Origin of the sequence: Halomicrobium urmianum (genome assembly GCF_020217425.1) — an archaeon.
In the GTDB taxonomy this organism is placed as follows: domain Archaea; phylum Halobacteriota; class Halobacteria; order Halobacteriales; family Haloarculaceae; genus Halomicrobium; species Halomicrobium urmianum.
In genome coordinates, this window is the sequence record NZ_CP084090.1 from 609,587 (window position 1) to 630,100 (window position 20,514).

Here is a 20,514-nt window from a genome sequence, read left to right on the forward strand (position 1 = left end):
GCTAACGCTCTCGTCGTTGTAGCTGTCTCCCGGTACGACCGCCCGACCGTGGGCGGTCGTACCGGTACTGACCGACAACAGTCCGTATTACTCCTGCTGGGCGTCCACCACGGCGACGCCCGCCAGGTTCACGATGTCCTTGACTTCGTCGCCGCGCTGGATGACGTGGACGGGTTTGTCCATGCCGACCAGCATCGGGCCGATGGCCTCTGCGCCGCCCAGCCGCTGGAGGAGCTTGTACCCGATGTTACCCGCTTCGAGGTTGGGGAACACGAGGACGTTCGCCGGGTCCTCCAGGTCCGAGAACTCGTACGTACCGGTGAGGATATCCTCGACGACGGCGGTGTCGGCCTGCATCTCGCCGTCGACCGGGAAGTCGGCCTCGGGGTCGGCGCGCAGCATGCTTGCGGCCTTCCGGGGCGTCCGCGCGCCCTCGGTGTCGACGCTGCCGAAGTTGGAGTACGACAGCAGCGCCGCCCGCGGCTCGACGTTGAACCGGCGTGCCAGATCCGCGGTGTGCTTGGTCACCTCGGTCAGCACCTCCTCGGAGGGGTCGGTGTTGACCGTGGTGTCGGCGCAGAAGACGACGCGGTTCTTGAACGTCAGCAGGTAGACCCCGGCGGCGTAGTCGGCGTCGGGCGCGGTGCCGATCACCTGCAGCGGCGGCCGCAGCGCCGAGGGGTAGTGGTGCGTGAGGCCGGTCAGCATCGCGTCGGCGTCGCCCGTCTCGACCATCACGCTGCCGAGGTAGTTGCCGTCCTCGACGAGTTCGCTGGCCTCGCGACGGGTGATGCCCTTCCGCTTGCGGATCTCGTAGAGTCGCTCGGCGTACTTCTCGAGGTCGCTCTCGTCGGGGTCGACGACCTCGGGGTCGAAGGAGAGCCCGAGCGTCTCGCTGATGGCCTCGATGCGGTCGCGGTCGCCCAGCAGGACCGGTTCGGCGATGCCCTGATCGTCCATCTGGTAGGCGGCGCGGATCATCTTCTCGTCGTCGCCCTCGGCGAGGACGACCCGCTTGGGGTCGCTCTTGGCCTTGTTGAGGACGACGCGCATCATCTCTCGGGACTTGCCCAGCCGAGCCTCCAGGGTCTCGACGTAGGTGTCCAGGTCCAGCGAGGTCCGGGCGGCACCGCTCTCCATGGCGGCCTCGGCGACGGCGGGCGTCACCTCGAACAGCACGCGGGGATCCAGCGGCTTGGGGATGATGTACTCGGGGCCGAACTGCAGCGGCTGGTCGCCGTAGGCCTTGACCACGGCGTCGGGCACGTCCTGGCGCGCGAGTTCGGCCAGCGCCTCCGCCGCCGCGACCTTCATCTCCTCGTTGATGTCCGTCGCGCGCACGTCGAGCGCGCCGCGGAAGATGAACGGGAACCCGAGGACGTTGTTGACCTGATTGGGGTAGTCGGACCGCCCAGTGGCCATGATGACCGTGTCGTCGCGGGCGCTCTTGGCCTCCTCGTAGCCGATTTCGGGGTCGGGGTTAGCCATCGCGAAGATGATCGGATCGTCGGCCATCGACCGGACCATCGCCTGGTCGACGATGCCGCCCACCGAGAGGCCCACGAACACGTCCGCCCCGTCCATCGCGTCGGCGAGGTCGCCGCCGGGGACGTCGCGGGCGAACTCACGCTTGAACTCGTTCAGGTCCTCGTGTTCGACGCGGTCCTCGGTGATGATCCCGCCGGAGTCGCACATCACGATGTTCTCCTTGCGGACGCCCAGCGAGACGTAGAACCGCGCGGAGGCGATGGCGCTGGCGCCCGCGCCTGAGAAGACGACCGTGAGGTCGGAGAGGTCCTTGCCCACGATGTCGACGGCGTTCAGCAGCGCGGCACCCGAGATGATGGCCGTCCCGTGCTGGTCGTCGTGGAACACGGGGATGTCCATCGACTCGCTGAGGCGCTCCTCGATCTCGAAGCACTCCGGCGCGGCGATGTCCTCGAGGTTGATCCCGCCGAAGGTCGGCTCCATCGCGTCGATGGACTGGATCATCGCGTCGGTGTCGTCGGGATCTAGCTCGACGTCGAAGACGTCGATGTCGGCGAAGCGCTTGAACAGCACGCCCTTCCCCTCCATGACCGGCTTCGAGGCCTCCGGCCCGATGTCGCCCAGCCCCAGAACCGCCGAGCCGTCGGAGACGACGCCCACGAGGTTCCCCTTGGCCGTGTATCGGAACGCGTCCCCGACGTTCTCCTCGATCGCTCGGCAGGGCGCTGCAACGCCCGGAGAGTACGCCAGCGAGAGGTCCCGCTGGGTGTTCGTCGGCTTGGTCGTCGAGATCTCGATCTTACCGGGCGGATCGGAACTGTGGTAGTCCAGCGCGTCTTCGTCAAGTCCCATGTGCGGGCGTCAACTCCGCCGGTGAAAAAAGCAAGTTATCCGTCAAACGTCGCGTGTATATTCGTCAATCGTCGAATCGAGTGAGCCCACTGCGACGGCAGTCCGAGCGGACGCGCGTCATCGAGAAAGACCGGAGATATATACGATCGAACCCGAGTGGCGGACATGGACCTCCGGTTTCGCCACCTGGCCGCCGTCACGACGGGGCTGACAACGGTGCTGATCCTGCTGGGCGTGTACACCGGCGCGATCGGCGCGGGCCTCACCTGCGCCGGCCGGTGGCCGCTCTGTGACGGCTGGTTAGGCCTGTTCCCGGCCGACTGGGCCAGCTTCGTCGAGTGGTTCCACCGACTCGTCGCGATGGTGACCGGCTTCGGCATCCTGGGGACGACCTACGCCGCCTGGCGGGGCGACCACGGGCGGCGCGTCCGGCGGGCGACCGCCGTCGCGACCGTCGCGCTTCCCCTCCAGATCCTGCTGGGCGCCAACACCATCGCCAACTTCGGCGCCCTCGCGCAGGTCCTCCACCACGCCGCCGCGCTGGTCATCCTGATCGCGCTCGTCGCCGCGACGGCGTGGGCCTACGACGAGCCCCGGGACGGCGGCGACGTCGCCGAGTCCGGCACCCCGGCCGGGACGAAAGCCGACTAGTCTCTGATTGCGTGCGCGCAATCGCTCGCGCGCGACGGGCAGCGGCGCCCGTCCAGCGAGCGGCGCTCCCTGCGTGTGCAAGGTGCCTTGACACCCGGGCACCGCGGACGGTCCCGCCCGGCTCGTTTGTCCTCTCTTACCCCTCAGAATCGCCGTCGATCGGCGCGGACCGAGTGAACGCCCGTCCCGACGGCTGTCCACCGGCTTTTGTGGCGGCCTACCACGACCGCCGGCGTCCGACTGCGGGAAACGATCTCTCCGGTTTAAGCGAGGATTGCCGGAAGGAGGTCCCATGTCACCGAACGGCGGCGGGCAGCGGGAGCGTAGAGTATCGACGAGCGTCAAGCGTTTCGCGGTCGTCTTCGTCGCGGCGGCGATGGTGCTCTCCGCGGGCGCACCGTTCGCCGCCGCCCAGACGCAGACTGGCGGGTCGGACGCGCAGATGGAGGGCGGCGCCGACGAGGAGTGGACGTCGGCCCCGGAACTGCTCGAGCTGAACGGCAGCGGCGGGGACGCCCTGAACAGCGGCGACGGGGATGCGTCGAACGGCGCTAACGCATCTAACGACACGCGGACGGCCGTCGAATCGGCGGTCGACGAGACCGTCGTCCGACTCCAGAGGCAGGGCGTCAGCGTGAACCAGAGCCAGCGGGACGCAGCGGTCGACGGGGCCGTCGCGGCGGCCGAACAGCACCAGAACGCGACCGTCGAGCAGCTCCAGAACGCGAGCGCCGGCGCGGTTGCGGGAACGCTGTTCCAGAGCCAGAACGTCAGCGCCGAGCAGGTCCAGTACGCGACCGCTGGCGCGGCCCACGGCGCGCTCTCCCAGCGTCAGTCCGTCGCGGCCACGCAGCTCCAGCACGCCGCCTACGGTGCGGCGCACGGTGCCGTCGCCCAGCGGCAGAACGCGACGGTCAGGCAGGTCCAGGTCGTCGCGCAGGGCGCCGCCGCGGGAGCGGCCCACGAGGCCGGCAAGAACGAATCGACCCAGCCCGGCGCGGTGCGTGAGGCCGCGCAGGGCGGCGCGTTCGGCGCGCTCGTCGGACAGAACGCCACGATCGAGCAGCGGCAGAACGTCACGATCGAACAGCGCCAGACTGCGGCGGTCGGCGCGGCCGAGGGCGCGCTGTCCCAGCACCAGAACGCCTCGGTCAAGCAGATTCAGATCGCCGCCATCGGCGCTGCGCAGGGCGCGCTGACGATCGAACAGCGTCAGGAAGTGACGGTCGAACAGACGCAGGCCGCCGCCAGGGGTGCCTCCAGCGGCGCGCTGCGGCAGGTTCAGCGGGTGACGGTCACGCAGATCCAGCAGGCGGCGACTGGCGCCGCGAAGGGGGCTATCTCGCAGTCCCAGACGGCAAGCGTCACCCAGATACAGGCCGCCGCGACTGGCGGGGCATCCGGCGTCGTCCGGCAGGTCCAGTCCGTCACCGTCGTCCAGATTCAGGAGGCGGCGGCCGGCGCCGCGTCGGGCGCCGCGCGGTCCGCGGCCCAGAACCAGGTCGTGAACGTCCAGCAGATCCAGGCCGCCGCCGCGGGCGCCGGCCAGGGGACCATCGTCCAGGTCCAGCAGATCAACGTCGTCCAGATCCAGATCATCGCCGCGAGCGCCGCCGACGGCGCGCTCTCCCAGCACCAGACGGCCAGCGTTACCCAGATCCAGTCGGCCGCCCAGGGCGCGTCTCAGGGCGCGGTCTCGGTGACCCAGCGACAGGAGATCACGATCGAGCAGCTCCAGATCGTCACCCAGCGCGCCGCGTCGGACACCGCGGCCACCGCGGCGCAGATCAACATCGACAACGACGTGACGATCATCAACTACGCGCGCGGCGCCGCCGAGGACCCCGAGGACGACGCCGACGAGCCCGACGAGCTGCGGAGCCTGTTCGCCTCGGCCGAGGGCGACGCGGTGTTCCTAGCGAACCCGAACGACGTCGCGGTGACAGTCACGCTCACCGAGCAGGCGGGCAGCGTGGAGACGATCACTCTCGCCGCTGGTGAGTCCGTCACCCGCGAGCTCGACGCGGGCACGTACACGATGACCGCCGAGACCGGCGAGGGCGAGGACGTTGAGGTCGCCGGCCGCGACGAGCTCACCGTCTCCGTCGGCGGCGTCTTCCAGAGCCTGGAGACGACCGTCGACGACCGGATCCTCGCGGTCGACAACCCGAACGACGAGCGCGTCGTCGTCGACGTCCAGCGGGACGGCGAGGCGGTGGAGACCATCGTCGTGCCCGCCGACTACGAGGTGCTCAGGGTCCTCGAACCCGGGAACTACACGCTGACCGCCGAGACGGTCGACGGCGAGTCCGTCCCGGTCGACGGCGGCGAGGCGGCGCAGATCACGGTCGAGGACGGTGAGGCCGACGACGGCGAACCGATCGACCTCGACGCGGCGGTCGAGAACGGCACCCTCACCGTCGAGAATCCGTCGGAGACCGCGGTTGAAGCGACCGTGACCGCCGATGACGGCGACGAGCAGACCTTCGATGTGCCCGCCGGCGAGGCGGCGACCGAGTCGCTCGAGCCCGGCAACTACACTCTGACCGCGGCGGCCGAGGACAACCGCACGGTGCAGATCGGCGGCCAGTCCGAGGTCACGTTCGAGGTCGAGGGTGGCGTGGTGCCGATGCCCAGAGTGAACGCCGCACTGACCGTCGAGAACCAGACGGGCAACGGCTCCGCCCTGAACGTGTCGAGCGCGACGGCGACCGAGCCGTTCGTGATCGAGGCCGAGGCCAACGGCACGACCGGCACGAGCGCGGAGTACGAGGCTAACGAGTCGGCGGAGAACGTCTCCATCCCGCTCGAGCCGCCGCTGGCGAACGACTCCGACGCGACCGTGAGCGTCGTCGACGCCGAGACCGACGAGGAGTTCGTCAACGAGACGATCGAGTACGACGTGACTGCGCCGGAACCGGTCCCGTCCGACGCGACGCTGAACGTCACTGACCAGATGGGCAACGGCTCCGTCCTGAACGTCACGAGCGCGAACGCCAGCGTCGACTACTACGTCGCGGCCGAGTACGACGGCGAGACGGTCCGCACCGACAATCTGTCCGCGGGCGAGTCCGTCGAGAACCTGACCCTGCCGCTCGACCCGCCCGTCGAGAACGACACGGCGGTCAATGTCTCGGTCCGAGCGGCCGCTGACGACGGCGAACTCGCGAACGAGACCGTCGAGTACGAGGTCGACGACGGGGCGGAAGACGGAGCGCAGCCCAACGCTTCGGTCACGTTCGAGGACCAGAACGCGACCGACGGTGACGTCCTGGTCGCGTCCGCCACCCTGCCGGAGGGCGGATTCGTCGCGGTCCACGCGAACTCGACGAACGGCACCGACGACGTGATCGGCGCGTCGGAGTACCTCCAAGCGGGCGAGCAACTGAACGTGACCGTACCGCTTGACGCGCCGCTGGACGAGACGACCGCGCTGAGCGCGACGGTTCACCGGGATACCGACGGCGATCAGGCCCTCAACTACTCGGCGTCCGGCGGCGAGGTCGACGTGCCCTACGAGAACGCGACCGGCGCGACCGCCGCCGACGAGGCGACCGTGAGCGTCGCGCCGGTCCGCGAACCGACCGCACTGAACGTCGAAAACCAGGACGGCAACGGGTCCGTCCTGAACGTCACGAGCGCGAACGCCGGCGTCGACTACGTGGTCGAGGCCGAGGCCGACGGGTCGACGGCGGCCAGCGACGAGTTCGTGGCCGGCGAGGGTGCCGAGAATCTCACGCTCGACCTCGAACCGCCGCTGGAGAACGACACCACGGTGAACGTGAGCGTAGTCGACGCGGCGAACGACACCGAGCTCGCGAACGAATCCGTCGAGTACGACGTTACCAAGGACGGAGTCGCGCCCGGGCCCGCCGGGAACCTGACGGTCGAGGACCAGGCGGGCAACGGCTCCGAGCTGGTCGTCGCGAACGCGAGCGCGTCGGTCGACTACGTCGTCGAGGCCGAGGCCGACGGTGCGACTGCGACCAGCGACCAGTTCGACGCCGACGAGTCCGTACAGAATCTCACGCTCGACCTCGAACCGCCGCTGGAGAACGACTCTACGGTGAACGTGAGCGTAGTCGACGCGGCGAACGACACCGAACTCGCGAACGAATCCGTCGAGTACGACGTGACGGCGGCGGCGCCGACCGCACCGACGGCCAACCTGACCGTCGAGGACCAGCGTGGTCACGGGTCGGTGCTGAACGTCACGAGCGCGAACGCCAGCGTCGACTACTACGTCGCGGCGGAGTACGACGGCGAGTCGGTCCGGAGCGAGAACCTGTCCGCGGGCGAGGCGGTCGAGAACCTGACTCTGCCGCTCGACCCGCCGATCGAGAACGACACGACCGTCGACGTCGCCGTCCGCGCCGCCGTTGACGACACCGAACTTGCGAACGAGTCGGTCGAGTACCAGGTCACCGAGGAAGCCGAACCCACCGCGAACGTGACCGTCGAGAACCAGACGGCCAACTACACGCACGTCGACCTGGCGTCGGCGGACCTCTCCGAGGGCGGGTTCGTCGCGCTGCACGCGAACTCGACGAACGGGACCGACGACGTCCTCGGGGTCTCGGCGTACCTCGAACCCGGCGAGTACGAGGCCCTCTCGATCGAACTCGACGAGCCGATCTACCGGAACGGAACGCTGAACGCCACCGTCTACCGCGACGCCGACGACGACGGGTCGTTCAGCCCGGCGGCCGATGCCGAGACCGGCGACGTCCCCTACGTGAACGCGACCAGTGCGCCCGTCAGCGACGAGGCGTCCGTGACCGTCCCGAACGCGACGGTCGCGTTCGCGGACCAGACCTCGAACGGCTCCGCCGCGGTGGTCCGCTCCGCGAACCTCTCCGAGGGCGGTTTCCTGACGCTGTGGAACGCGCCGCCCGGGGCAGCCGACGCGACCGAATCGGTCATCGGGACATCGGCGTACCTCCAGCCGGGCGAGTACGAGAACGTCACCGTCCCGCTGTCGGAGAATCTGACGGAGAACGCCACCCTCTACGCGGTGGCACACCGCGACACTGACGACGACGAGCAGGCGGACTTCGTCGCGACCGCCGGCGAGGTCGATCAGCCGTACCTGAACTGGAGCGGCGAGGTCGTCAACGACAGCGCTACCGTGAGCGTCGAGCAGCGGCCCGAGGCCCCGACGCTGAGCGTCGAATCGATCGCCGTCGTCGACAACGAGACGGCGCTGGTCACCTTCGCGACGTCCAACCCCAACGCGGGGGCGCTGAACCCGGCCGAGAGCGAGTTCACCGCCGGCACCACCGCCGACCAGCCGCCCGACGCCATCGTCCCCGGTGACGGAGCGATCACCGTCGAGTGGACGCCCGAGTCGACCGACGAGCAGCTGGTCTGGACCGCGAACCTCTCGAACCTCGGGCTGGACAACGCGACGGCGGAGACCCAGCCCGCCGACGAGATCGAGGGGCTGCTTGAACCGCCTGAGGAGCCGGAGACGGACGCTGAGGGCGACGCAGCGGAAGGTGACGGAGCGGAGGACGACGCGGCGGAAGGTGACGAAGCGGAGGACGACGCGGCGGAAGGTGACGAAGCGGAGGACGACGCGGCGGAGGGAGAAGAGGGCGAACCGATCGGACCGGACGAGGAGACGCCGACGAACGGATCAACCGAGGCCCCGGCCGGTGACTCTGAGACGAACGAGAGTGGAGCAGCGAACGGAGCGGCCTAGATCGAGTCCCGGCGATGCATGCCGGGGCTCGATCCGCCAGTCGACGACCGGAGCGACGCGGTGGTGAACTGGCAACTGGCTACGCGAAGTCGCCGAGGCCGGTCTGTTGCTCGTCCTCCCCGGCATCCTCGGCGTCGACGGAGTCGTCTTCGGCCGCTTCTTCATCGCCTCCCTCGTCGCCGGCGCTGCCGTCGAGCGTGGACTGGCCGTCGGACGACCCGCTTTCGCCGGTGTCGCCGTCGTCATCGCCGTCCTCCGGCTCCTCGCCGTCGTTCCCGGCGTCGACGCTCGCGCCTTCGAATGCGCCCTCCGAGGACTCGACGGCGGCCTCCTCCTTCAGGCGCTCGGCGTCCTCGACGATGGACTGGACCTTGTTGGTGTCCTTGCCCGACCCCGTCACGAAGGAGACGTGCTCCGCGTCCATGTCGTACTGGGCGGCCATGGCGACGGTGAGCTCGCGGTTCTTGCAGTGGTGGGTCATCGTCGCCAGGAACGGCATGATCTCCCGGCGGGCGGTCCGCATCGAGACGCCGTTGACGGCGGCGATCTGCCGGGCGACGTGGTCGCGGGTGTTCCGGGTGCTCTTCGAGCGGCCGAGCTTCGACCAGTAGGAGGGCGGGCCGTAGCGGGTCCAGCCGCCCTTCTCGCCGTCGCGGGCGGCGGCGACGCCGGCGGTCATGTTGTCGCCGGCGTAGCGCCAGAACGAGTAGTTCTGCGTCGCGCGGACGCGGCCGAGCCAGCGGTCGGCGTTGGCGAGGTAGTGGTAGGCCCGGGCGAGTTCAGCGCCCTCGTAGTCCTTGGGCATGTTGTCCTCGATCCAGTTGATGAGGTCGTCCGGGGTCTCGTCGACGTCGTAGCTCGCTTCCAGCGCCTCCTGAGCGCCCGCTTTCTTGATGACGGTGTCGAGGAAGTCGAACACGCCCTCGGTGGTGTCGCGCTCGCCGGTGACGACGTCGTCGGCCTCCAGTCGGTCCCGTCCGTCGGCGATGGCCTGGAGGTCCTTGATCGCGCCCCGGAGGTCGCCGCTGTTCTGCTCGGCGATCGTCGTCAGCGCGTCGTCCTCGAACTCGATGCCCTCCTGCCGGAGGACGTCCCTCAGGACCGGCACGATGGAGCGCTTGGAGACGTCGCGGAACTCGATGTCCTCGCAGTTGTTCCGGAGGCCGTTGCTCATCTCGTAGTACTCGTTGGCGATGAGGATCATCGGCTGGCCGGCCTCCTTGACCAGCGAGGTGACCGCCCGGGAGCCGCCGCGGTCGGCGTTGCCGTGGATGTTGTCGGCCTCGTCGAGGATCACCAGCCGGCGGCCCGATCCGCCGGCCGAGAGCGTTCCGGACTTGGCGGCCTCGCCGGCGACCCGCTCGATGACGTCCTTCGTGCGCGAGTCGCTGGCGTTGAGTTCGATGGTCGGCCAGTCCATGTCCGCGGCCAGCGCGTGCGCGGCGGAGGTCTTGCCCACCCCGGGCGAGCCGTGGACGATGACGGCCTCGCGGTGCTCGTCCCAGGTCTCGGCCCACTCCTGCAGGGCGTCGCGGGCCTTGTCGTTGCCCCGCACCTCGGCCAGGGTGGAGGGGCGGTACGTCTCCGTCCAGTCAGCCATTACGTCGAGTCAGGTGGCTGGCGCGCTTAGTGGTTGCGGACCCCGCGCCCGGTCGGGCTGGAGCGCTCCGTGCTGGCGGCCTGCTAGCCTCCACCGATCGAAGCCCGAGCCCGAAAACATATACCGACCGGCGGGGTCGACTTCGGCATGACCAATCGCCGCAGCTACGCCGTCGGTGCGGTCGCCGGCGCGCTCGCGTTCGTGCTCGCGTACGTGCTGGTGTACGCGCTGACCATCTCCGCGGTGCGGGACTCCCTGTTCACCGGCGTCGCGGAGGCGTTCGGCGACGAGGACGCCGCCTGGAAGGTGGTGGGGTGGCTGTTCTTCAACGCCCAGTTCGTCACGACGACCATCACCGTCGACCTGCCGCTGGTCGGCGGCACCGACGCGGTGAACTTCATCGCGGAGAGCGACTCGCTGTCGCCGGTCCTGTACCTGCTCCCGCCCGGCCTGCTGACGGTCGCGGGCCTGGCGACGGCGCGACTGGAGGGGGCCGCAGACGTCGGACGTGCACTCCGGATCGGCCCGTCGGTGGCGCTGGGCTACCTCCCGCTGGCCGTCCTCGGCGCGCTCCTGTTTGCGGTCACCGTCGGCGAAAACAGCGGCGGCTCGCCGACGCTGGTGACGGCCGTCGGCCTCGCTGGCGTCGTCTACCCCCTCGTCTTCGGGACGCTCGGGGCCGCAATCGGAGCCGCGTCGAGCGGCGAGGAATCGCGGGCGACGCCCCGGTCGTCGTAGCCGACACACCGGCCCGGACGGCCCGTGCGTGGCATCCGCAGGCGAGCCAGTTTTGCTTCTGACAGTCCAACGTCAGGTATGGTCTCGACCTCGAACGTCCTCGGCGTCGGGAAGCGCGTGTTCAGCGACTTCTCGGAGAAGAACGTCACGTTCATGGCCGCGGGGCTGGCGTACTACGCCTTCGTCTCGCTCGCGCCGGCGTTGCTACTGCTCGTTCTCGTGCTGACGACGCTCGGTGTGGGGCTCAAACAGCGGATCGTCCAGACGGTCCAGAACTACGTGCCCGGCCCGGTGTCGAGCGTCGTCGCGCAGATCCTCCAGAGCGAGGCCTCGATCGCCGGCACGGGGATCATCGGGCTCGTCGTCATCCTCTGGGGCGCGCTCAAGATCTTCCGCGGGCTCGACACCGCGTTCTCGGAGATCTACGAGACCGAGTCGGACAACTCCTTTACCGACACGCTCCGGGACGGGCTCGTCGTGCTCCTGGCGATCCTCCTCGCGGTGGTGACCGTGGTCGGCGCCACGCTGATCTTCGGCATCTTCGCCGACACGATCCCCCTGCTCGGCCTGCTGACGCCCCTGATCCTCGTGGCCGGGCTCGCGCTCGCTTTCTACCCGATGTTCTACGTCTTCCCCGACGTCGACATGGAGCTGAAAGACCCTGTTCCCGGGGTGCTGTTCGCGGCCGTCGGCTGGGCGATCTTCCAGGGACTGTTCCAGGTGTACCTGTCGTTCAGCGATCCGGGATCGGGCGGCTTCGCGGGCGGCATCATCGTCGTCATCACCTACCTCTACTTCTCCAGCCTCGTCTTCCTGCTCGGGGCCGTCCTCAACGCCGTGCTCGGCGGCCACTCCTCGGGCAAGCCCGGCGGAGTCGGCAGGGGTTCGGCCACTCACAGGACGGTCCGGAAGGAGTCGCTGGACCGGCGCGAGCTGGGCAACTACCTCGACGGGCTCCGGACAGATCTGCTGGGCTACGACGGCGTCACGCCCTCGCCGACCCAGGGCGAGGAGGAACACGGTCCGCCCGAGGGCGACGTCCGGCTGGTCGAGCACGCCTCCGCCGACGGAGACGAGCGGTCGGTCACCCTCCAGTGGGAGGTCGCGGAGGACCGTCCCGAGGGGCCGGCAGCGGACGCTCGGAGCCCCGAGGACGCCGGCGCAACCCGACGCTCGGGCGACTCCGGCAGGCCGCGGGGGGCGGGCGGCGACGACTGATCCCGGCCGAGCGACGGCGACTGCGTCCCGGAACACCGCGATCGGACCGACGGCTCCGACACGCTTTTGCCGCCGTCCCGCCACCCACCGGTGATGACGCGCGGGCCGCGGGAGCAACTGGCAGAGAAGATGGCCGGCGAGATCGCGCTCAGCGACGACCCCGGCGAGACGCTCCGAAAGTGGCGGACGGACTTCGAGGTCGCCCAGACGGAACTGGCCGCGGAGCTGGACGTCTCGCCGTCGGTCGTCTCCGACTACGAGAGCGGGCGCCGGGACAACCCGGGGACGGACGTCGTCCGCCGCATCGTCGGGGCGCTGCTGGACGTCGACGAGCGCCGCGGCGGCGAGCACATCCGCCAGTACGCCCGGGTACTCTCTTCGGGGTTCGATTCCGACGTCGTCCAGGACCTCCGGGAGTACCCCGCGAGGATCCCGCTCGAGCGGTACTATGACGCCATCGGGGGAACCGAGCTCGTGCGGGGCGAACACGACACCGTCGCCGGCCACACCGTGATCAACTCCATCGCCGTGATCACGCGCCTCTCCTCCGACGAGTTCTACCAACTGTACGGGCAGTCGACCAACCGCGCGCTCGTGTTCACCGGGGTCACCCGCGGCGAGTCGCCGCTGGTCGCGCTCCGCGTGGTGACGCCGACGCCCAACGCCGTCGTCCTCCACGGCATCGACGAGGCCGACCTCTGGGACCACGCGCCCGACCTGGCCCGCATCGAGGGGTTCTCGCTGGCCACGACGGACCTGAGCCTCGACGAGATGCTCGCCGGCCTGCGGAACCTGCCGTAGCGCCCCCAGGGCGGATCCAGCGCGCGATCCGACCGATATCAGCGCTTGAAACGCACACAACGCATAAATACGTCCGGACCGCCTACCACTCAACGAGGTGACCACCATGTCAACGCACACACGCGTGCCGTCGCTGGCGCGGTGTTACCGGGTCGTCGCGCTCGTCGCGACGCTCGTCTGCGCCGGCGTCGGGCACGTGCTGGTCGGTCGCTGGAAGCGCGGCCTCGCGTGGTTCGCGCTGTACGTGGGCTCGCTAATGCTACTGAGCAGCTACGCGCTCGTCGACGCCACCGTCGGCGAGCCCTTCCTCCTCGAGGCCCTGGAGCGGTCGCTGGCCCCGTCTGACGTGCTCTTCCCGCTGTCCGTCATCGTCCTCTGTCTGTTCGACCTCTACGCCGTCGGCCCGCTGCCACAGGCCGACCCGCGGACCAGCGAGACCGGCCAGTGACGGCCGCCGGAGCTGCCGCCTTACGTCTTCGACTTCTACTCGGACCGAGTCGCGCGATAGTGGCGAAACTCGTCTGAAAAAACGTCGGTGAAGAGACGTTCGCTACGCTCGTGTGCGGCAGATCACCGCACGTAGCGGCACTTTCGCTCGCCCATCCGGCCCGCTACCCACCTTTTTGCGCGAGTGGTTCGGTCACTCCGCTCCCGAACCACTCGCGCAAAAACGTGGGCGAAAAAGCCGAGCGGTCACTTCGTTCCCGCTCGGTACAGTAGCTTACCGCACGTAGCGGTACTTCCGCTCGCCCATCCGGCCCCAGCCGTCGAAGACGAACTCGCCCTCGGGCGCGGTGAACTCCTCGACGTCGGTCTCGGTGTCGTGGTTGTGGACGTCGTGGACCTGCTCGTACTCCTCGAAGGAGATTTCGTAGCGGTCCTCGATCTGCTCGTCGACGTTCAGCGCCTCGATCTCTTCCTGCCAGCCGTCGGCGACGGTCTCGCTGTGGACCTCGGCCTGGGCGCCGGAACCGTAGGAGGCGACGAGTAGCTGCTCGCCGGCCATCTCGCGGCCGTCTTCGAGGGCCCGCTTGAGGCCGGCGACGCGGGCGACGTGGACGGAGCCGGTGTACCAGTTGCCGACCTCGCGGGCGATAGAGAGCGTGGGCTCGATCGAGTCGGCGTACCAGGCCTCGTAGCGCTCCGTCTCGGTGAGCTCGTCGGTGTACTCCTCCATCGCGTCGAAGTACTGTTCGCGGGTCTTGAACTCCTCCGGGCGGGGCTGGCGGCCGATCTCTTCGGCCAGCGCGAGCTCGACGTCGGTGTCGCGGACGATGTGGCGATAGCCCAGCGCGGCGGCCTTCCGGACCATCCCCGGGAAGGGGGTGTGGAACGGCACCATCGCGTAGTCGTCGGGGTGGAGGTCGCCCGCCGCGGCGGCGAAGTCGTCCAGCGCCTCGCGCATGCGGGCGAGGTAGACGTTGACCGATCGCTTGCCGTCGACGGAGGGGAACTGCTGGTTGGGCTTGAGGAAGTCGGTCTCGTCGGCGCTGCCGAAGCCCTGCTCGGCCGAGAACTCCACGAGGTCGGGGTCCTCGTCGACGAGCATGGCGACGGCGCCGGCGCCCTGCGTGGCCTCGCCGGGGTCGTCCCGGGCGTACAGCGCGGTGTCGGTGGCGATGACGAGCGCCGCGCGGCCGCGGTTACGGCCGGCGCGGATCCAGTTGAAGGCGTCGTCGAGGCTCTGGGTGCCGGCGATGCAGGCGAACTTCCGCTCGCCCTTGTTCGCGTGGTGGAAGTCCTCGTCGTAGACCTCCTCCAGACAGCCCGCGACGTACGTCGAGACCGGCTTTGAGTTGTCGAAGGCGCTCTCGGTCGCGACGTCGATCCGGCCGACGTCGTCGGGGGTCAGCCCCTTGCGCTCCATCAGCCGGTGGGCCGCGTTGGCGGCCATCGTCACGATGTCCTCGTAGACGTCGGGGAACGAGGAGGCGTGCAGGCCGAGGCCCTTCGTGTACTTCCCGGGGTCCTCGCCCTGGGCGGGCGCGAACGTCTCCGCCAGGTCGAGCTTGAGCTTCCCGGTCCGTATCTCGATCGCGTCGATGCCGACTCCTGTCATGGGGGGGAAGACATGGTCGCGATATAAGTTCCTGTCGACTAAAGGATCGACGATCGTCGAAATCACAGGTCGCGTCCGACCGCGGCGGTCGCGGCTACCGCGTCACTGCTCCCTGAAGTAGTAGGTCACGTCTCCGCGATTCTGGAACTCGAGCGTCACGGAGACGTCCCAGCTGTCGGTCGAAGCGACGCGCTCCAGGTCGGCGAAGTCGTACTGACTGAAGGTGTTGCCGGACGCGGTGCCAATTTGACCGACGAACACGGTCGCGCTAGCCCCGCCACCGGAGTCGGAGAGGACTCCGTTCTGGTCGAGAGCGATACTGCTTCCGTCCGCAGCGAGCGCACTGGCCGACGGATTGCCGCTTTCGTCCCTGTAGCCGTTCGAATCGCCGCCGGAGATCTCGATCTCGCGCGCGTCGCCGTTGTAGATCTCTCCGCCGACGCCGTTTCGGGTCGTCACGGCGACGCTCTCGACGCGTGCGAACTGGGAGTCGACGTTCGTGATATCGAACTGTATTGCGCTGTCGCTCTCAGTAGTCGCGAGTCCATCCTCGTATCGGATTCCGTTCTGGTCGGTCGGCAGTGACGACGAACTGGTGGAGACGTTCGTCACCTCGATAGTAATCACGTCGCCATCTTCGTTCGCGGACGCGAGCACGTCGACGGTCCCGTTCTCGCGGGCCGCGAGCGTCGTCCCGGCCGCGCCGTCGCTTCCGGTCGTGTTCGAGGCCGGCGCGACAGTCCCGACTGTGGCGTTGTCGACCGCGTACTCGACGCCGACGCCCTCGAACCTCGGATCGAGCGCGGCCACGAGCGCGAGGTCGTCGCTGTCGCTGGCGCCCACGTCCCAGACGCAGGACTCGGCCGAGCAGTCCGACAGGGCGACGCCGCCGTTCCCGTCGGTTCCGCCGGGGTCGCGCCAGCCGAGCGCGTAGGAGCCGCTGTCGCCCGTCCCGGACGACTCCGTCACCGTCACCTCGACGGTCGCGTTCTCGCCGGTCCCGCCGTCGAACCCGCTCCCGACGCGGCCGAGGCTGACGTTGACCCGGTAGGTGCCCGGGTCGACCCCGCCGGCGTCGTACTCGAAGATGACCCGACCGTCCCCACCGGTCGTCGCCGTCGACGGCGAGAGCGAACCGGTGCCCACGCTTCCGTTCACCGTCGTTCCCTGCACGGGGTTGCCGTAGTCGTCGCGGACCGCGACGGCGACGTCGACCGTCTCGTCCTTCCGGACGGTCGCCCCGCGGGTCCGGTCGACGAGGTACGTCGCGTTCTCGCCCGTCGCGCTCGCCCCGACGCCCACCTTGGTCAACTGGAGCCGGTACGTGACGCCCCGCTCCAGCACGACCTCGACGAGTCGGTAGGGGTCAGGCGCCGCGTCGGGGCGCTCGCGCACGTCCGCGACGCGTGCCTGCCCGGCCAGTCGCTGCTCCCACGCGGCCGCGGGCAGTCGGGTGGCGAACGCGACCGTGATCGGGTCGCCGTCGTCGGTGACGGTGACGGTCCGCTGCGAGGCGCTGATCGGGCGCACGTCGACCGACGCCGTCCCCGACGACGTTCGCGAGAGCGAGCCGTCGAGTGCGACCAGCGAGACGGTCTCTCCCTCGACTATCGTCTGGTTGGCCAGGCCGATCCGCGCGTCGTCGTAGTCGTTGTACAGCACCGTCTGCTCGTAGACGGTCAGCGGGGCGTCCCGGTAGACGTTGTAGCCGGGGTCGTAGACGATGCCGCCCGTCGGGTAGACGCGCGCCGTACCGTTCCAGACGTCGCCCGCCTCGCCGTCGGCGACCGCGTTCCTGACCGAGACGGTGACCCGGTCGTCGCCAGTCCCCGCGGTCCGGAGCGTGCCGGCGGACGGCGGCGGGTTCACGGCGACGGCGCGGCTCGGGTAGCGCGTCCCGAGGTCGACGGCGGTCGATCTGTGGCTCCCGCCGCCGACCGCCGACACCACGGCGTTGCGGAGTTCCTGCAGCTGCCCCTGCACGCGCTCGCTGTGGGTAACCTCGACCGCCCGGTTCTGGTCCGGGACGACGACGGCCTGGTAGGAGGAGAACGACAGCACCAGAACGGCGAACAGGAGGACGGCACCGATCTGGACCGACTGGGCGCGCTCGTCGTCCCGCAATTGCATCGGTCGCGGTTGCCGCTACGCCCTCAAAAAGCTACCCGTCGTACTGATCGTTTCGATAATCGGGAGTCGCGTCGGTGGATCCAGCTGTCAGAGCGGGACCGCGACGGTCAGCACCGCCGTCGATGCGACACCGCGTCGCGCGACGGCCGGTCCCGCCGACGCGGGGCTGGACCCCGGCCGGGGCTACTCGGACTCCTCGTCCTCTTCCTCGACGACCTCGGGGTCGCTCATCGCGGTCTGGAGGCTGTCGAGCCCGTTGACCCACTCCGAGACGAGGCCGTACTCCAGCTCCGCCGCGGCGTCGACGTCGAGCTCCTCGCCGTCGATGATCAGCGTCCCGGCCTGGACGCAGTAGCCCAGCGCGGCGTCGAGGTCCTCCTCGGCCTCGGCGTCGGCCGCGGCCTCGACGTAGTCGGTGACGGTGCCCTCCGCCGCGGGACCCTCGGCGACGAACTCCTCGGCAGCGTAGAAGACGCACACGAGGGAGGTCTGAACGCCGTCGATGAGCATCAGCTTCTCCTCGTCGTCTATCTCGACCTCCTCGAGGACGATCTGCCGGATGTCGTCGATCTCCTCGAGCGCGGTCTCCTCGTCCAGAGGACCCTCCTCGTAGTCGGTGATGATCTTCGCGATCGCGATGGCCGCGTCGTCCTGGAGATTCAGCAGGAGACGCGCCGAGTCCTCGTTCTCGGGGTCTACCTCCTCCTCTTCGATCCGTTCGAGCCAGTTCTGCCACCGTTCCTCGGTGTAGTATTCCCCCGGCGGAGTGCTCATATCTCCTCGTAAGCATCACCGGGGTTATTACTTTCGACCAGTCTCCCCCGGGAAGGACGCCAGTCCGCTCGCGCCGCGGCCAGTGCCCGGCTCGCGCGGACGTCAGGGTGGCTCACTCGCCGACGATCCGGCGGGCGCGCGGCAGGACGGTCCGGAGACCGAGCTGGTAGACGCCGGCGTACAGCGCCACCGCTCCGACGAACAGGAACCAGACGGTCAGCGCGTCGACGCCGGACGCGAGGTGTACCAGCCCGGCCCGCTCCGCCAGGATCCCGACGGCGGTCAGGACGGTCATCGCGGCGATCTCTCCGAGGAGGACGACGCCCTCGCCCAGGGCGTCGGCAATCGTATCACGCATGTACCTCTCTCTCCTGCCGGGGTGCAAGGGCCTTTCGGGCGGACGGCCAGGCTTTTGTCTCCCGCGACCGCCTGTCCGCTCGATGAGCCACACCAGGAACATCGACTATTCGACGACTGCCAAGCGTCTCGTCGCACTCGGAATCGGCCTGTTCCTGTTCGGCGCCCTCGGGAGCGCGGTCGGGCACGCCGCCTTCGGTTCCCTTCCGGCGTGGGAGGAGACGCTGCTGTTCGACGCCGAGGTGCTCGGCATCGTCGTCGGACTGGTCGGCGCGTTCGGCTTCGGGGTCATCCTGCCGCTGACGGAGTGACGCCGGGGTCGTCTCGCCCGCTCTCGCCGCTGTTCGCGTCGCCCGCCGAAGCCGGCGGAGCCGTCCACGTTTGGACAATTCTTTAACGGGCCCCGGAGTAGCCACGCTCATGGCAGCACCGCGCATCCTGATTCTCGGTCCGCCGGGCGCAGGCAAAGGCACCCAGTCCAGCAACATCGCCGAGGAGTACGGCGTCGAACACGTCACGACGGGCGACGCGCTCCGGGCGAACAAGGACATGGACATCTCCGACATGGACACGGAGTACGACACGCCCCGAGAGTACATGGAGGCGGGCGACCTCGTCCCCGATCAGGTCGTCAACGCCATCGTCGAGGAGGCCCTCTCGACGGCCGACGGGTTCGTCCTCGACGGCTATCCGCGGAACCGCGAACAGGCCGAGGAACTGGCGGACATGACCGACCTCGACGTCATCCTCTCGCTTTCGGTCGACCGCGAGGAGCTGGTCGACCGCCTGACCGGCCGCCGCGTCTGTGAGGACTGCGGCGCCAACTACCACGTCGAGTTCAACCCGCCCGAGGAGGAGGGCGTCTGCGACGAGTGTGGCGGCCAGCTGATCCAGCGCGACGACGACAACGAGGAGTCCGTCCGCAACCGGCTGGACGTCTTCGACGAGAACACCCAGCCCGTGATCGACCACTACGCCGACCGCGATGCGTTCGTCGAGATCGACGGCGAGGGCACGCCGGCCGAGGTCTGGTCGGAGATCCAGAACGCCGTCGACGAGCGGACCGAGTAGCGATCCGCTGGGACGCTACGTCGACGTCGGTGGCGACGAGCGCGGACTAAAACGTTCATAACGCCGGGCCGCAGAACACAATACAATACATGGCACGCACCGCGCAGAAGGTGGACTCCCTGGCCCGCGAGGGCGAGGACATGACCGAGGCGCTGGCAGCGGTCCTCGAGGTGGCCGAGGAGGAAGGCACCGTCTCGTGGAGCGACGTCAGCGACGACCTCACCAGCGGCCAGTGGGGCCGGCTCATCGAGAAGGGCCTACTGGTCGACGCCGACGGCGAGGGCTTCGTCCTCGACGACCCCGAGGGGATCCACGAGGCGCTGGAGGAGACCGACCCGGCCGCCGTCGCGGACGACGCCGACGAGGCCGAGGTCGAGTGGACGAAGTGGGACAAGCTCGCCGGCCTCGGCGCCGTCTCGATGATCGCGGGCTACTCCATCCAGAGCGTTCGCGCAGTCGTGGGCAGCACCATCGACCTCGTCCTCGGTCCGCTAGAGGCCGTCCTGCCCTTCTACGTCGTCGTCCTCGTGCTGGCCGTGCTGACCGGCCTCTGGTCGACCATCCTTCAGGACAACCTGATGGACTCCGAGGTGATGGCCAAGTACCAGGAGCGCATGCAGGATCTCAAGGAGCGCCGCGAGGCCGCCAAGGAGCGGGGCGACGACGCCGAACTGGAGCGCATTCAGGAGGAGCAGATGGAGGCCATGGGTGACCAGCTGGGCATGTTCAAGGCCCAGTTCCGCCCGATGGTCTGGATCATGCTACTGACCATCCCCGCGTTCCTGTGGATGTACTGGCTGATCCTCGACGTCGGCATCGGCGGCGGCAGCAGTCAGGCCGTCCTCGTGATGCCCCTCGTCGGCGAGGTGACGCAGTGGCAGCAAGGCGTCGTCGGCCCCGTCCAGGCGTGGATCGTCTGGTACTTCCTGTGCTCGCTCTCCTTCACCCAGCTGCTGCGGAAGGCGCTGAACGTCCAGACCACGCCGACGACGTCCTGACCGGGCCGTCGCCCCGTTCTGTTTCCCGTCGGCCGTTTCGGACCGTCGGCCGGGACCGCCGCCCGGAACAGAC

15 protein-coding genes are annotated in these 20,514 nt (G+C 69.1%); 9 read left to right on the forward strand and 6 right to left on the reverse strand.

All coding sequences use genetic code 11. The features are described 5' to 3' along the window. Positions 1-87: 87 nt before the first annotated feature. Complete coding sequence (locus tag LCY71_RS02990; RefSeq protein ID WP_225334881.1) at positions 88-2,340, reverse strand: NADP-dependent malic enzyme; 2,253 nt, start codon at positions 2,338-2,340, stop codon at positions 88-90. A 165-nt stretch (positions 2,341-2,505) separates the two neighbouring features. Here LCY71_RS02990 and LCY71_RS02995 point away from each other — a divergent pair, with 165 nt between their 5' ends. Beyond that, the gene (locus LCY71_RS02995) at positions 2,506-2,991 is read left to right on the forward strand and encodes a COX15/CtaA family protein (RefSeq protein WP_225334882.1); all 486 of its coding nucleotides are present in this window, start codon (positions 2,506-2,508) and stop codon (positions 2,989-2,991) included. A gap of 292 nt (positions 2,992-3,283) precedes the next feature. Then, positions 3,284-8,695 (forward strand): DUF7282 domain-containing protein, encoded by a 5,412-nt coding sequence (locus tag LCY71_RS03000; protein WP_225334883.1) that lies wholly within the window; start codon positions 3,284-3,286, stop codon positions 8,693-8,695. A 79-nt stretch (positions 8,696-8,774) separates the two neighbouring features. Here LCY71_RS03000 and LCY71_RS03005 read toward each other — a convergent pair whose 3' ends face one another. Then, complete coding sequence (locus tag LCY71_RS03005; RefSeq protein WP_225334884.1) at positions 8,775-10,295, reverse strand: replication factor C large subunit; 1,521 nt, start codon at positions 10,293-10,295, stop codon at positions 8,775-8,777. 147 nt (positions 10,296-10,442) lie between these two features. Here LCY71_RS03005 and LCY71_RS03010 point away from each other — a divergent pair, with 147 nt between their 5' ends. The 4 genes from LCY71_RS03010 to LCY71_RS03025 all read left to right on the forward strand — a co-directional run bounded on the left by LCY71_RS03010 (position 10,443) and on the right by LCY71_RS03025 (position 13,500). Next, complete coding sequence (locus LCY71_RS03010; RefSeq protein WP_225334885.1) at positions 10,443-11,033, forward strand: DUF7978 family protein; 591 nt, start codon at positions 10,443-10,445, stop codon at positions 11,031-11,033. 78 nt (positions 11,034-11,111) lie between these two features. After that, positions 11,112-12,251 carry a YihY/virulence factor BrkB family protein gene (locus tag LCY71_RS03015; protein WP_225334886.1) on the forward strand — a complete coding sequence of 380 codons (1,140 nt, stop codon included), beginning with the start codon at positions 11,112-11,114 and terminating at the stop codon, positions 12,249-12,251. A gap of 93 nt (positions 12,252-12,344) precedes the next feature. Beyond that, positions 12,345-13,052: a helix-turn-helix domain-containing protein gene (locus LCY71_RS03020; protein ID WP_225334887.1), complete on the forward strand. Its 708-nt coding sequence runs from the start codon at positions 12,345-12,347 to the stop codon at positions 13,050-13,052. Positions 13,053-13,158: 106 nt separating this feature from the next. Next, positions 13,159-13,500, forward strand: a complete 342-nt coding sequence (locus tag LCY71_RS03025) for a hypothetical protein (protein WP_225334888.1) — start codon at positions 13,159-13,161, stop codon at positions 13,498-13,500. Between the two features lie 273 nt (positions 13,501-13,773). Here LCY71_RS03025 and hmgB read toward each other — a convergent pair whose 3' ends face one another. The 4 genes from hmgB to LCY71_RS03045 form a co-directional block, all read right to left on the reverse strand. Continuing rightward, on the reverse strand, positions 13,774-15,111 hold the full coding sequence (gene hmgB, locus LCY71_RS03030; RefSeq protein ID WP_225334889.1) for a hydroxymethylglutaryl-CoA synthase: 1,338 nt from the start codon (positions 15,109-15,111) through the stop codon (positions 13,774-13,776). 102 nt (positions 15,112-15,213) lie between these two features. Then, on the reverse strand, positions 15,214-17,241 hold the full coding sequence (locus tag LCY71_RS03035; RefSeq protein ID WP_225334890.1) for an Ig-like domain-containing protein: 2,028 nt from the start codon (positions 17,239-17,241) through the stop codon (positions 15,214-15,216). Positions 17,242-17,424: 183 nt separating this feature from the next. Beyond that, the gene (locus tag LCY71_RS03040; protein WP_225334891.1) at positions 17,425-18,015 is read right to left on the reverse strand and encodes a DUF2150 family protein; all 591 of its coding nucleotides are present in this window, start codon (positions 18,013-18,015) and stop codon (positions 17,425-17,427) included. A gap of 112 nt (positions 18,016-18,127) precedes the next feature. Continuing rightward, positions 18,128-18,373, reverse strand: coding sequence for a DUF8151 family protein (locus tag LCY71_RS03045; protein WP_225334892.1), 246 nt, complete (start codon positions 18,371-18,373; stop codon positions 18,128-18,130). An 82-nt stretch (positions 18,374-18,455) separates the two neighbouring features. Here LCY71_RS03045 and LCY71_RS03050 point away from each other — a divergent pair, with 82 nt between their 5' ends. From LCY71_RS03050 to LCY71_RS03060, 3 genes are all read left to right on the forward strand, one after another. After that, complete coding sequence (locus LCY71_RS03050; RefSeq protein ID WP_225334893.1) at positions 18,456-18,683, forward strand: DUF7860 family protein; 228 nt, start codon at positions 18,456-18,458, stop codon at positions 18,681-18,683. Positions 18,684-18,792: 109 nt separating this feature from the next. Beyond that, positions 18,793-19,443 carry an adenylate kinase gene (locus LCY71_RS03055; RefSeq protein WP_225334894.1) on the forward strand — a complete coding sequence of 217 codons (651 nt, stop codon included), beginning with the start codon at positions 18,793-18,795 and terminating at the stop codon, positions 19,441-19,443. Between the two features lie 89 nt (positions 19,444-19,532). Next, entirely contained in the window at positions 19,533-20,441 is a 909-nt protein-coding gene (locus tag LCY71_RS03060; RefSeq protein WP_225334895.1) for a DUF106 domain-containing protein, read from the forward strand. Positions 20,442-20,514: the final 73 nt, after the last annotated feature.

Bases quoted from the DNA above. Each gene is read 5' to 3' on its own strand.
- LCY71_RS03010 (WP_225334885.1), top strand. From the start codon at position 10,443: ATGACCAATCGCCGCAGCTACGCCGTCGGTGCGGTCGCCGGCGCGCTC.
- LCY71_RS03060 (WP_225334895.1), top strand. From the start codon at position 19,533: ATGGCACGCACCGCGCAGAAGGTGGACTCCCTGGCCCGCGAGGGCGAG.
- LCY71_RS03005 (WP_225334884.1), bottom strand. From the start codon at position 10,295: ATGGCTGACTGGACGGAGACGTACCGCCCCTCCACCCTGGCCGAGGTG.
- LCY71_RS03015 (WP_225334886.1), top strand. From the start codon at position 11,112: ATGGTCTCGACCTCGAACGTCCTCGGCGTCGGGAAGCGCGTGTTCAGC.
- LCY71_RS02995 (WP_225334882.1), top strand. From the start codon at position 2,506: ATGGACCTCCGGTTTCGCCACCTGGCCGCCGTCACGACGGGGCTGACA.
- LCY71_RS03035 (WP_225334890.1), bottom strand. From the start codon at position 17,241: ATGCAATTGCGGGACGACGAGCGCGCCCAGTCGGTCCAGATCGGTGCC.
- LCY71_RS03055 (WP_225334894.1), top strand. From the start codon at position 18,793: ATGGCAGCACCGCGCATCCTGATTCTCGGTCCGCCGGGCGCAGGCAAA.
- LCY71_RS02990 (WP_225334881.1), bottom strand. From the start codon at position 2,340: ATGGGACTTGACGAAGACGCGCTGGACTACCACAGTTCCGATCCGCCC.
- hmgB (WP_225334889.1), bottom strand. From the start codon at position 15,111: ATGACAGGAGTCGGCATCGACGCGATCGAGATACGGACCGGGAAGCTC.
- LCY71_RS03000 (WP_225334883.1), top strand. From the start codon at position 3,284: ATGTCACCGAACGGCGGCGGGCAGCGGGAGCGTAGAGTATCGACGAGC.
- LCY71_RS03025 (WP_225334888.1), top strand. From the start codon at position 13,159: ATGTCAACGCACACACGCGTGCCGTCGCTGGCGCGGTGTTACCGGGTC.
- LCY71_RS03050 (WP_225334893.1), top strand. From the start codon at position 18,456: ATGAGCCACACCAGGAACATCGACTATTCGACGACTGCCAAGCGTCTC.
- LCY71_RS03045 (WP_225334892.1), bottom strand. From the start codon at position 18,373: ATGCGTGATACGATTGCCGACGCCCTGGGCGAGGGCGTCGTCCTCCTC.
- LCY71_RS03020 (WP_225334887.1), top strand. From the start codon at position 12,345: ATGACGCGCGGGCCGCGGGAGCAACTGGCAGAGAAGATGGCCGGCGAG.
- LCY71_RS03040 (WP_225334891.1), bottom strand. From the start codon at position 18,015: ATGAGCACTCCGCCGGGGGAATACTACACCGAGGAACGGTGGCAGAAC.